This window comes from Maribacter aquimaris, from assembly GCF_014596745.1.
GTDB lineage: Bacteria > Bacteroidota > Bacteroidia > Flavobacteriales > Flavobacteriaceae > Maribacter_A > Maribacter_A aquimaris.
This window is the reverse complement of sequence record NZ_JABTCF010000019.1, coordinates 1-12,395: the sequence shown is the minus strand read 5'-3', so window position 1 is coordinate 12,395 and position 12,395 is coordinate 1. Positions and strand designations below refer to the sequence as shown.

The following is a 12,395-nucleotide window of genomic DNA, read 5'->3' as shown; positions in this document are numbered from 1 at the left end:
AAGGTATAAAAAAAGCCCTTTTTTTTGGGAAGGGCTTTTTCTTAAGTAGGTTAATACCAGTTCTGATATTCATCAGGTAGCTATTAGTAGGATCAGTGCTCGTTTGGGGAACTCACACTGGTTTTTCGATTAAGTTCTTGAATTGATTTGGGGTCAATGCTATCACTTAATTATGATGTAAAGATAAGTCTGCCTAGACGATTTCGCCTAAAATATGTTGTGAACCCGACCTAAAATGTTGTGAAAAAATTAACGGTATGATTTCTCCGATGAACGGCACTACTTCCAATGGTTTTAACGGCTTAATATTGGTCTAAATGTTCTGGATAAAGAAAATTGTTATAGGGGAATCGCGTTACATGGATATCCCTGACGACATCATATACCCGTTTCCGGAATTCATCAAGGTTTTCTTTGTTCAGTGCTGAAATGAACAATGCATCTTCCCCCATGCGTTGCATCCATGTCCGTTTCCAATCCTCAATAGTGAAATGCTTTGTGGTTCGTTCGGTTACCAGGTCATCATCATCTATGGTTTGATGGTGATATTGGTCTATTTTATTGAAAACCATAATGGTTTTTTTGTCTGCACTGTCAATTTCATCCAAAATCTTGTTTACAGAGGCTATGTGTTCCTCAAAGTTAGGGTGTGAGATGTCCACTACATGCAGTAAAAGGTCTGCTTCCCGAACCTCGTCCAAGGTACTTTTGAAACTTTCGACCAACTGGGTGGGTAATTTTCGAATGAATCCTACCGTATCACTGAGTAAAAACGGAAGATTCCCAATGACGACTTTCCGTACGGTAGTGTCTAATGTGGCGAAAAGTTTATTTTCCGCAAAGACATCACTTTTACTAATGACATTCATTAATGTTGACTTACCTACATTGGTATACCCAACAAGGGCAACACGTACAAGAGCGCCTCTATTGCCTCTTTGTGTTTCCATCTGCCGGTCTATCTTCAACAATTTTTTCTTCAATAATGAAATACGGTCACGAACTATACGCCTATCGGTTTCAATCTCCGTTTCACCCGGCCCACGCATTCCGATACCCCCTTTTTGACGCTCCAAGTGTGTCCATAATCCAGTAAGACGGGGAAGTAGATATTCATATTGCGCCAACTCTACCTGGGTTCTGGAATAACTTGTCTGGGCCCGTTGTGCAAATATGTCAAGGATAAGACTGGTACGATCCAGAATCTTACAACGCAATTGTTTTTCAATATTACGTTGTTGTCCAGGGGAAAGCTCATCATCAAAGATAATGGAGCCTATATCATTTTTTTCCACATAGTCCTCTACCTCCTGCATCTTACCACTACCGATGAGGGTCTTTGGATTCGGGACATCGACACGCTGTACAAAGCGCTTCATGACCTCTCCCCCAGCAGTGTAGGTAAGAAATTCAAGTTCATCAAGATATTCATTCACCTTTTCTTGATCTTGTTCCTTATTGATGACCCCGATAAGGACAACTTTTTCGTATTCTATCGCTTTCTTTTCTAACATAGTCTAATTTAATATGCAAATTTACATAATACTGACCAAGCTATTTTCGTAAATTTGATTCCCTTAACTTAAATGCATGGTATTTTCACTTTTCAAGAAGAAAAAGAAACAAGGTCTTCATACAATAGCATTCTATAATCTCGAAAATCTTTTTGATACAATGCACGATCCAGATACCTTGGATGTTGATTTTACACCCAAAGGTTTCAAAAAATGGACCCCGAAGAGATATAAGAGGAAAATTTTAAAATTGGCAAAGACCATTTCTGAAATCGGATTGGCATCCACAGAACGGCCTCCTGCTTTGGTGGGTATTGCTGAGGTCGAAAATGAAACCGTAATACAGGATTTGATCAATGCAGGGCCTTTACAGGATATAGACTATGGTTATGTACACTACGACTCTCCCGATGAAAGGGGGATTGATACCGGCTTATTGTACCATAATGACCATTTTGAAGTATTGCATTCAGAACCCATTCCCTTATTGGTGTATAATGCAGAAGGGGTAAGGGATACGACTAGGGATATCCTATATGTTCATGGCAAACTCAACGAGGAGCTTGTTCATGTGTTCGTCAATCATTGGCCTTCCCGTAGAACCGGTGATGTAGCCACGGATTACAAAAGGGTAGAGGCTGCCAAGACCATTAAGCTTAAAATGGAACAAATTGAAGCGCAACATCCGGAACCTAACTTCATTATCATGGGGGATTTTAATGATGACCCAAGTTCCAATAGTATCCAATTATTGACCGATGGTACAGGCTTGTATAATCCTATGGAGAAATTAGGGTCGCCCAATAGGGGTAGTGCCAATTATAGACGGAGTTGGAGTTTGTTCGACCAGATTATCGTTTCCCATAATTTCTTTAATTACGAGAAGGGAACCCACAGCTTTGCCCATGCCAATATTTTTGATGAGCATTTATTGACAGAATGGAAAGGAAAGTACAAGGGAACACCTTTTCGAACGTATGCAGGCCGTAAGTATTTGGGAGGTTATAGCGACCATTTTCCGGTATACATCCAATTGAAGTATAATAGTTGAGTTCCGATGGCAGCTTTAGAAAAGGGGGTATCCATATTTTAGGCACCTACTAGGCTGTTCTACCATTAAACCTTCTTGATTTCGGAATCTGCCAATAAATCGTTATTGCGTAATCGCAAAAAAACCTGTGCTGTGGTTACGACATCGAGTTCGCAATAGGTTACGATCCTATCGACATCCTTTTCCTCATAAAAAACATCGCGAACCATACTACCATCAATATCTTCCTTTGGTGAGGGGATCCCCAAGATATGGGCCATTAGTTTTAGGGAGGTATAATGTTTGTAATCCCCGAACTTCCATAGTTCCATGGTATCCAAATGGGGTACTTCCCAAGGTTTTTTACCAAAGAGGTCCAATTTATGGGGAAGGTCTATACGGTGAATAATCATCCGCCGTGCGATATAAGGAAAATCGAATTCCTTGCCATTATGGGCGCAAAGCAAATGCTTCGGATATTTAAAATGGGTGTTCAATAGGGTTTTGAAATCCTCAAGCAATTGGGGTTCTTCACCTTGGAAACTGGTTACCCTGAACTCCCTTAGATTTCCTGTCATATGAAAATATCCTACGGAGATACAGACGATCTTTCCGAATTCGGCCCAAATACCTGCACGGTCATAGAATTCTTCCGCAGTAAATTCATCTTTTCGTTGGTATTGGGATTTGTGTTCCCACAATTCTTTTTTAGCATCGTCCAATTCTTGGTAATCGGCTACTTCAGGTACCGTTTCGATATCTAAAAACAGGATATTTTCTAATTGGATTTTGTGAAGCATGGATTAAAGATACAAATTATCGGAAATGTTTTTAAGCCCAAATCTGGTGGTTTTGACCAGAAATAGGGGGTAATAGGGCAAAAGTGGTAAAATCACCCAAAACCGACCCAGTAGTTTGTGTCGTGAGGCATTTTAAAGCCTTTTAAGGCACTAAAAATCAATTTAAGGTGTCTTTGGGTCGGTGAAATACACAAATGGCTTAAATCTTGGAAGAATTGTCGGGAGAACCGACCAAGCAGTCGGTAAGTTTTAGAATAAGGATTGTTGTTTGGCCGGACTCTCATGGTTTAACAACCATTTTTTACGATGAAGTCCGCCAGCATATCCCGTCAAAGAACCATCACTGCCGATAACCCTATGGCAAGGAACGATAATCCATAATGGATTTTTCCCATTGGCTGCCGCAACTGCCCTAATGGCTTTTGAATCACCCAGTTTTTGGGATAGTGCTAAATAGCTTATCGTTTTTCCGTAAGGAATTTCAAGAAGCTCGGTCCATACTTTTTTTTGAAAATCGGTTCCTTCGGCATTCAAGGTTAAACTGAAAGCCTCTCTTTGGCCATTGAAGTATTCCTGGAGTTGGTAAACGGCATCTTCTAGAACTTCGGGAATTGTGGAGGTAGTACTGACTTCCTCATTCAATAGGCTCACGGATGCCAATCCTTTTTCATCGCCTTCCAACTTGGCAATGCCCAAAGGGGTGTGTACAAATGCCGATTCCATTATTCGAATGTGGCATTATCATCGATCAGGCCTAGGCGCTTGGCCCTCACTTTCCAATTTTCCCGTGCCAGATGCTGCAGATCATCCACATTGTCACTTTCATCCATGATTTCAAGTCCGAGAAGGGTTTCAATAACGTCTTCCATAGAAACCATACCACTAACGGAACCATATTCATCAACCACCAAAGCGATATGCTGTTTTTGGGATATGAATGTTTCAAAAAGGTCGGGAATCGGTTTGTCGCGATTTACTACTAAAATGTCCCTTTTTATATTTGATAAAGGGGAGTTTCCATTTTCATTGATCATTTCCTCCAGTACCGTATCTTTTAGAACAAAGCCGGTAATATTATCGACCTTATCCTTATAAATCGGAATTCGGGAAAATCGAAGTTTTGGGTTTTCGTCAAAAAATTCCTTGATACTTTTATTTTCCGGTGCTATTTTCATGACGGTTCGGGGCGTCATAACATCCTTGGCCAAAATTTCGTCGAATTTCAGGAGGTTCTTGATGATTATCGATTCCGACTCCTGAAATACACCTTCCTCATGGGCGATGTCTGCCATTGCCGTAAAATCTTCCCTATTGAGTACACTACCGTGATGTCCTTTTCCTCCAACCAGTTTGGTGAATAGCTGTAACACCCATAATAGCCCCGTCCATTTTAAAGCAAGTACCATTATGGTAAGGGCTTTAGATGTAAAATTCGATAATTCCTTCCAATAGGTGGCACCAATGGTCTTTGGAATGATTTCAGAAGCGACCAATATTAAAATGGTCATTAGGGTAGATACAACACCAACCATGAGGTCTTCGGTAAATTCCATTCCCAAAATGGTTCGATGTGTGCTTCCGTACATTTCCGCATAAGCTACTTTCGCCTGTACACCCACAAGGATCGCGCCCACGGTATGTGCAATCGTATTTAGGGTTAAAATGGCAATCAAAGGTTTGTCAACATCCTTTTTTAGGGTTTCTAGGGTTCCGGCATACGACTTCCCTTCCTTTTTCTTAAGATTGATGAATGTTGGGGTAATACTCAACAGTACCGCTTCCAATATGGAACATAGAAAGGAAAAGAATATAGAGATAAAGGCGTAAAAAAACAGTATTCCCATAGGTTTGATTTATCTGACTAAAATAGTAATAATTGTATGTTAATCAGGGATTATCGATTGATAAAAGACTTGTTGCACCGCTCCCCTGATATTTAGGTTATATAGATTTCGATTTTCACGGGTTGGATTCACGCGATTGGAAAGAAAAATAAATACCAATTGGTTTTTCGGGTCGGCCCATATGAAAGTCCCTGTAAAACCACTATGTCCGAAGCTTTCAGGGCTTACTTCAGGAGCTGGATATGCCGCTGCAAGATCAAGGGTGTCGTTCCTTATCAAGGGCTTGTCGAAGCCCAAGCCCCTACGGTTGTCATTTTCAGGATATTGTATGCGGGTAAACGCTTTCATGGTGGCTTCGGAGATAAACCGATGACCGTTGAAAGTACCATAATTCTGATACATCTGCATCATTTTTGCCAAATCCATCGCTGTTCCGAACAAACCGGCATTGCCTGATACGCCGCCCAAAAGGGAGGCATTTTCATCGTGCACCCAACCTTGGGTCAGCGAATGCCTAAAGATCGTATCCAGTTCCGTAGGGACGATCTTATTTGTGAAGTGCTTTGTTTTGGGGTTAAAGCCTAAAGTGGATGCTCCCAAAGGGGTATAAAAATTACGGGATAAATATTCTTCATAGGAAGACCCGGTCAACTGTTTTATAAGTTCAGGAAAAATCAAAAACGCAAGACCTGAATATTTATATTTTTTTTCATCGCTAACCTTGGACCTTTTGATTATGCGATACATTTTACGGTTAAATCGGTTTTTTACATACAAATGCTCGTACGCCTGATTATGGAATCTTGAATTTGGTTCGTTATGGATGAATCTCTTTTTTAAACTACCGTTTTTCTTGATTACTTTACTTAGAAAAACAATGTAAGGGGTAAGTCCAGCTTGGTGCGCCAATATTTCGCGTAAGGTGAGGTCTTTTTTGTTCTTTCTGTGTTTCCAGTCCGTCCAGTAGTTGCTAAAGGGCACATCCAAATCAAGTTTGCCTTCATCTACCAATTTCATTATGGCAGGTAAAGGTCCTATTACTTTGGTGACAGAAGCTAAATCGTAGATATCATCTTTTGAGACTGGCTGAATACTATCGTACGTATGGTAGCCAAAGGCCTCATGAAATACGATAGCCCCGTTTTTGGCCACCAATACTTGGGCGCCGGGAAAGGCTGAATTATTTATACCATTTGTTATAATAGAATCAACCCTTGTGTAGATTAAGGTAGAATCCATCCCCATATTTGAAAGCGACGCATAGGGTAGTCCTTCATCCGTATTTATATGTAAAGGAATGGGGGTGCCTTCCTGTGAATGGGCTTTAAAGATTAATAAACCGATTAGTATAATTATGAATTTGTTCATTGATTTTAGATCAATTTCACTAATTGATTAATTTAATAACGTCTTTGGCAAAATAACTGGCGATGATATTGGCACCTGCCCTTTTTATGGCGGTTAGTTGTTCCATCATAACTGCATCGTGGTCTAACCAACCTTTTTCAGCAGCAGCTTTCACCATCGCATATTCGCCTGAAACTTGATAGACGGCCACTGGGACCTCAACCTCATTTCGTATTTCACGGACAATATCCAAATAGGCAAGTCCAGGTTTCACCATGACGATATCCGCACCTTCGTCAATATCCAATTGGGTTTCACGTATGGCTTCAAACCGATTGGCAAAGTCCATTTGATAGGATTTTTTGTCTTTGGGTACATTCTTGATGTCAACAGGGGCTGAATCCAACGCATCCCGGAATGGGCCATAAAAGGCGCTGGCGTATTTGGCGCTATAACTCATAATCCCGGTGTTTAGATAACCTTCATCTTCCAGGGCCTCACGAATGGCGAGGATACGGCCATCCATCATATCGCTTGGCGCAACGAAATCAGCTCCGGCAACAGCGTGCGATAGACTCATCTCGGCCAAAATCTCAACGCTTTCATCGTTCAGTATTTGTCCGCCAGACACCACCCCATCATGGCCATAAGAGGAATACGGGTCAAGGGCTACATCGGTCATGACCAACATTTCAGGACAGGCATTCTTGATTGTTTTTATTGCACGTTGCATCAATCCCTCGGCATTCAACGCTTCTGTACCTTTATTGTCCTTTAAATTTTCCGGAACCTTTACGAAAAGGAGTACGGAACAAAGTCCCATTTTCCAAAGTTCTTTCACTTCCTTTTCAAGATTGTCCAGACTAAACCGAAAGTAGTTGGGCATTGAAGGGATTTCTTCTTTTACGTTCTTGCCTTCGACGACAAATAAAGGGACTAAAAAGTCATCTGGGGTTATAATCGTTTCACGAACCAATCTTCTGATGGATTCTGATGCGCGCAGTCTTCTATTTCTAATAATAGGATACATAATCAGCTTTTTATAATAAAATTAATCGAATAGTATTTTGCCAATGAAGTCATATAATTACATACGACCCAAATAATATACAAAGTAAAGAAAATGTGTTTTAGAAAAGGCCTTTGACCCAATAAAATATATGCTTTTGCGTTGAATAACTACCATTATCAAAATTAATCGATTGTCATTTGGTAGCGAGTTTTCAAAGTTTAAAATTTAGATTTCCCTGGCGGCGGTATCAAGGGTTTTTTTTAAGGAATCTTTCCACCCATATGGCAGACAACCACCTTCATGTGATTGCCCCGCCAGGATCGGGAAAAACCCTTCTCGGACTTGAAATATTGAGACAAATCGGGAATAGAACCTTGATTTTGGCGCCAACATTGACCATTAGAAACCAGTGGGAAGAAAGACTGCAGGAATATTTCACCGAAAATGGGGATTTTGGGAACGTATCGTTTTCTATTGACAAGCCTTCGGACATTACCTTAAGCACTTATCAAGGATTGCATGCTTTTTATAAAAGAATGGCTTCTGAATCTGAATTCCTTGGATTTTTTAAAAAGCAGGGAATAAAGACCATTGTGCTCGATGAGGCACATCATCTTAAAAATGAATGGTGGAAGTGCCTATTTGCCCTAAAACAGGATCAAGAACTTATGGTTGTAGCACTAACGGCCACGCCCCCTTTTGATAGTAGTCAGGCCGAGGTAAAAAGGTATTTTGACCTCTGTGGTGAGGTTGATGATGAAATAGCTATACCCAATTTGGTAAAAGAGGGGGATTTATGTCCCCATCAGGATTTTGTGCATTTTTCACTTCCCAATCAATTGACGATAGATTTTATAGTTGACTTTAGGCTTAAGGTTGCCGAAATGGTTCAAGGTTTAAAAACCGATACTTGGTTGATTGATCGATTGATGAATCACCGGTTTTATGTGAACACAGGGGATTCTTTACCCGAAATCTATCAACAGCCTTCCTTTTTTTCAGCCCTGTTGATATTTTTACATGCCATTGGTATGGAAATCCCACGACAAAAGTTAAAGGTTTTGGGCTTTGAAAGGAAAGATAGCATAGAATTCCCAGCTTTTACGAATGATTGGGCTGCCATACTTCTCAATTATATTTTATTTGAGGAACGCAATCATGGAACTGCCAAGGATGAAGGTCTTAAGGCATTGGAAAAAAGATTGCGGAAAATAGGCGTTTTAAAGACCCATCGGGTGGATCTTATCGGGAATGGATCTTTTTACCGTACGCTTTCGAACAGTCCGGGTAAACTCAATAGCATAGTGCAAATTGCTACCGCGGCGGAAGTGGAAATGGGAGCGCATTTACGTACTGTGGTACTTACGGATTATATTCGGAAAGAATATCTGGAAACAGCCGATGACAGTGTGTCGGGGATAAGTAAATTAGGGGTATTGCCTATATTTCACCGATTAAGGATCGCTCTTCATGATCCATCCTCGATGGCTGTTCTTACGGGGAGTTTGGTCATCGTAAGTAAGGTTGTGTTTAAAATCATTTGTGACAGCCTAGGGGGTTCCAATTTTACGCATAAGCCTATCGCCGTTGATTTGAATTTTGTTGCCATTAAAGTGAAGAACAAAGTATCCGAAACACTGGTTGGAATCATAACGGATCTTTTTCAAAAAGGTAAGGTACGAACACTGATAGGCACCAAATCCCTTTTAGGGGAAGGTTGGGATGCACCGGCAATCAATACCTTGATTTTAGCATCATCGGTAGGTTCGTTTGTAACCTCAAACCAAATGCGGGGTAGGGCGATTAGAAGCTATGCCCCTAACCCGGATAAGACTGCCGTAATCTGGCATCTGGTTTGCTTGGATCCTTCGGATGAGGAAGGGGGGAAGGATCTTGAAACGTTAAATAGGCGGTTTACCGCCTTTATGGGGATATCGAATACAAAACCCCTGCGTATAACCAATGGAATGGATCGTCTGGATTTCGTAATACCCAAAGAGTGGGGTGAAGTTGAAAAAGCCAATCGAAAGAGTGCTGACCTTGCCCGAAACAGAAATAACATTCGGGAAAATTGGCAGAAAGCAATTGGCAGAGGTACCGGGCTGGTCAAAGAACTTAAATCATTCTATAAGGGTGGGAATTCCTATCAGGTACAAAAAAGACTACACTATCGGGATATGGTTTTATTGGGATTTCTGGAATTGTCAATCGCATTAGGCTACTTTGTCCCGGAATTCATCTTAAAGCATTTGAATATTTTACTTCACGGAGGGTGGATGAAGTTTATATATACACTTATCTCAGCCTTGCTATTTGGTTTTGGTGTTAAGGCCTTTAGGGTGTTTAAATTATACATCAACCATGGTCGTATGCATAAAGATGTGCAAAAAATAGGCTGGGCGGTCCTTTACACCATGAATGAACTTGGATTTTTGACCAGTAATATGGCCGATATGGAAATTGTGGTTTCCTTGGATGTAAGGGGCACGGTTTCTTGTGTACCCAAGGGTATGTCAACCTACGAAAGCACCTTTTTCATAAATGCGCTGGAACAGGTTATTGCACCGATTGAAAATCCCCGTTACTTACTTTTAAGGGGGGATTGGTTAAGAAGGTTTATGGGTGTTCAGCGCTATTTGGTGGTCCCTGATCGCTTTGGGGAAAACAAGGAACATGCAACGTTGTTTTTAAAGCACTGGAAAAGGACAGTTGGAAATGCGAAGTTGCTCTACACGCGACATTTGCAGGGAAGAAAAGCGCTTTTAAAGGCTCGAATGTTTCATATGTCCAACGCCCAAGGGGAGAAAACAAAGCAAAGTGTTATTTGGCATTGACCTGTTCTGATTCGGCACACTCCAATATCCTATTCAGGGCAGAACCAAGACCATATTGCTCCCATAATTCCCTATCCTTTTTGATTTTGGTCGGATTCTGGTCGGAATCGATATACTTTTTAATGGATGTTATAAGAGGGTCATCCATCGATTTTAGTTTTAAAATGGATTTACCCCCAGGAATACTCAGGTTATTTTCGTAATCATAACAGAAAACGAGTACTTTGTCGTCTACGTTCAAGTTTAATCCTTCAAAACAATCGGAAACAAAGAACTGTTGATGGGCATAGGTATTAGCTCCCAAGTCTTTGAACTTATATACTTCGTCAATTTGAATGAATCCTTTTTGTGAATTATACAAGGGTCCTGCTTCATCGGTAGGTTCTTGGATTTGAGTTATAGTTCCACTGAAAACCAAGGATAGTTCCTCGCCGCATTGTCCTAAAAATGGACCTGATTCGGGCCACCAATACGTATAACCGACCTCCAAGGTATCTTGGGTAAACTCAATATCGATATCGCTTTTGGTACGTTTTGACCTTTTGCAGGACGTAAAAGCGAAAATTGAAAGTAATGCGATTAAAAAGATATTTTTTCCCATGATAAAACTATTCAATCCAATTTTTAGGTTGGGCCAACACCTTTAGGAGTCGTTCTTCCTCACTATCCGGCTCTGGATGATGGTCATACCGCCATTGTACCTGTGGAGGTAGACTCATCAATATGCTTTCTATACGACCATTGGTCCTTAAGCCGAATAGGGTTCCCTTGTCATGTACCAAATTGAATTCAACGTATCGTCCGCGTCGAATCTCTTGCCAATCCTTTTGTGATTGACTGTATTCAAGGTTCTTTCTTTTTATAACGATTGGTACATAAGCTTCTAAAAAGCTGTTTCCGATCTCGGTTACAAAATTATACCAATCGTTTATATCCATGGACCCATCCGCTTTACAATAATCGAAAAAGAGTCCACCAACCCCACGGGCCTCATTTCGGTGAGTGTTCCAGAAGTAATCGTCACACTTCTTTTTGAACTGTGTGTAAAAATCTTGGTGATGGGCATCACATGCTTTTTTACATACCGAATGAAAATGCGTGGCATCTTCATCAAACAAGTAATACGGAGTTAAGTCTTGTCCCCCACCGAACCATTGGTCTACAATATTCCCGGCTTTATCGTACATTTCAAAATAGCGCCAATTGGCATGTACCGTAGGTACCATTGGATTTTTAGGATGAAGAACCAAGCTAAGTCCACAAGCAAAAAAATCGGCATCCTTAACACCAAAGTAGTTTTGCATACTTTCAGGTAAAGCCCCATGTACAGCGGAAATATTCACCCCGCCTTTTTCAAAGACAGCTCCATTTTCGATGACCCTGGTACGGCCACCCCCACCTTCGGGCCGTTTCCAAAGATCTTCTTGGAATTTCGCCTTGCCATCAATATCTTCGAGTCCCTTGGTGATAGTCTCTTGTAATTCTTGGATGTATTTGTAGAATTTGTCTCGGGTTACGGATCTGTTCAGCCCTACAAGGAGGTCTCCTTCATCGACGGCACCTTGCAGGTCTTGTTTCTTCTCGTTTGCGATTTCATGTCGGTTAGGGTTCTTATCCTCGGGGAGACCTGCAAGGTTTCCAGAACCTTGTAGATCCGATTTCGTATGGTTTTCTTTTTCTTTACCGTTATCTCCTTGGGTACCAAGTTTTTTTTCTCCGGAGGAGTTCAGACCTACAAGGAGGTCTCCTTCGTCGACAACACCTTGCAGGTCTTGTTTCTTCTCGTTTTCGATTTCATGTCTGTTAGGGTTCTTATCCTCTGGGTGACCCGCAAGGTTTCCAGAACCTTGTAGGTCTGATTTCGTATGGTTTTCTTTTTCTTTACCGTTATCCCCTTGGGTACCAAGTTTTTTTTCTCCGGAGGAGTTCAGACCTACAAGGAGGTCTCCTTCGTCGACAACACCTTGCAGGTCTTGTTTCTTCTCGTTTTCGATTTCATGTCGGTTAGGGTTCT

10 protein-coding genes are annotated in these 12,395 nt (G+C 41.1%); 2 read left to right on the top strand and 8 right to left on the bottom strand.

Annotated features, from left to right (window positions below; translation table 11 throughout):
* Positions 1-302: 302 nt before the first annotated feature.
* Entirely contained in the window at positions 303-1,514 is a 1,212-nt protein-coding gene (hflX, locus tag HPE56_RS19795) for a GTPase HflX (RefSeq protein ID WP_188245481.1), read from the bottom strand.
* Between the two features lie 76 nt (positions 1,515-1,590).
* Between hflX and HPE56_RS19790 the strand changes: the two genes are divergently transcribed.
* On the top strand, positions 1,591-2,565 hold the full coding sequence (locus tag HPE56_RS19790) for an endonuclease/exonuclease/phosphatase family protein (protein ID WP_188245480.1): 975 nt from the start codon (positions 1,591-1,593) through the stop codon (positions 2,563-2,565).
* Positions 2,566-2,630: 65 nt separating this feature from the next.
* Here HPE56_RS19790 and HPE56_RS19785 read toward each other — a convergent pair whose 3' ends face one another.
* The 5 genes from HPE56_RS19785 to hemB form a co-directional block, all read right to left on the bottom strand.
* Positions 2,631-3,344 (bottom strand): 3'-5' exonuclease, encoded by a 714-nt coding sequence (locus HPE56_RS19785; protein WP_188245479.1) that lies wholly within the window; start codon positions 3,342-3,344, stop codon positions 2,631-2,633.
* Between the two features lie 249 nt (positions 3,345-3,593).
* Complete coding sequence (locus HPE56_RS19780) at positions 3,594-4,067, bottom strand: methylated-DNA--[protein]-cysteine S-methyltransferase (protein WP_188245478.1); 474 nt, start codon at positions 4,065-4,067, stop codon at positions 3,594-3,596.
* Positions 4,067-5,188, bottom strand: a complete 1,122-nt coding sequence (locus tag HPE56_RS19775; RefSeq protein WP_188245477.1) for a CNNM domain-containing protein — start codon at positions 5,186-5,188, stop codon at positions 4,067-4,069. The genes HPE56_RS19780 and HPE56_RS19775 overlap by 1 nt, the downstream gene beginning before the upstream one ends.
* A gap of 39 nt (positions 5,189-5,227) precedes the next feature.
* On the bottom strand, positions 5,228-6,556 hold the full coding sequence (locus HPE56_RS19770) for a serine hydrolase domain-containing protein (protein WP_188245476.1): 1,329 nt from the start codon (positions 6,554-6,556) through the stop codon (positions 5,228-5,230).
* 19 nt (positions 6,557-6,575) lie between these two features.
* On the bottom strand, positions 6,576-7,565 hold the full coding sequence (hemB, locus tag HPE56_RS19765; RefSeq protein WP_188245475.1) for a porphobilinogen synthase: 990 nt from the start codon (positions 7,563-7,565) through the stop codon (positions 6,576-6,578).
* 179 nt (positions 7,566-7,744) lie between these two features.
* On the opposite strand from hemB, the gene HPE56_RS19760 reads away from it, so the two are divergent.
* Entirely contained in the window at positions 7,745-10,381 is a 2,637-nt protein-coding gene (locus HPE56_RS19760) for a DEAD/DEAH box helicase family protein (protein ID WP_188245474.1), read from the top strand.
* Here HPE56_RS19760 and HPE56_RS19755 read toward each other — a convergent pair.
* Together HPE56_RS19755 and hemF are read right to left on the bottom strand one after the other, a co-directional pair.
* Complete coding sequence (locus HPE56_RS19755) at positions 10,368-10,982, bottom strand: hypothetical protein (RefSeq protein ID WP_188245473.1); 615 nt, start codon at positions 10,980-10,982, stop codon at positions 10,368-10,370. The two genes, HPE56_RS19760 and HPE56_RS19755, sit on opposite strands and share 14 nt — an antisense overlap.
* Before the next feature lie 7 nt (positions 10,983-10,989).
* Positions 10,990-11,910, bottom strand: coding sequence for an oxygen-dependent coproporphyrinogen oxidase (hemF, locus tag HPE56_RS19750; RefSeq protein ID WP_188245510.1), 921 nt, complete (start codon positions 11,908-11,910; stop codon positions 10,990-10,992).
* Positions 11,911-12,395 lie beyond the last annotated feature (485 nt).

Bases quoted from the DNA above. Each gene is read 5' to 3' on its own strand.
- hflX (WP_188245481.1), bottom strand. From the start codon at position 1,514: ATGTTAGAAAAGAAAGCGATAGAATACGAAAAAGTTGTCCTTATCGGG.
- HPE56_RS19790 (WP_188245480.1), top strand. From the start codon at position 1,591: ATGGTATTTTCACTTTTCAAGAAGAAAAAGAAACAAGGTCTTCATACA.
- HPE56_RS19785 (WP_188245479.1), bottom strand. From the start codon at position 3,344: ATGCTTCACAAAATCCAATTAGAAAATATCCTGTTTTTAGATATCGAA.
- HPE56_RS19780 (WP_188245478.1), bottom strand. From the start codon at position 4,067: ATGGAATCGGCATTTGTACACACCCCTTTGGGCATTGCCAAGTTGGAA.
- HPE56_RS19775 (WP_188245477.1), bottom strand. From the start codon at position 5,188: ATGGGAATACTGTTTTTTTACGCCTTTATCTCTATATTCTTTTCCTTT.
- HPE56_RS19770 (WP_188245476.1), bottom strand. From the start codon at position 6,556: ATGAACAAATTCATAATTATACTAATCGGTTTATTAATCTTTAAAGCC.
- hemB (WP_188245475.1), bottom strand. From the start codon at position 7,565: ATGTATCCTATTATTAGAAATAGAAGACTGCGCGCATCAGAATCCATC.
- HPE56_RS19755 (WP_188245473.1), bottom strand. From the start codon at position 10,982: ATGGGAAAAAATATCTTTTTAATCGCATTACTTTCAATTTTCGCTTTT.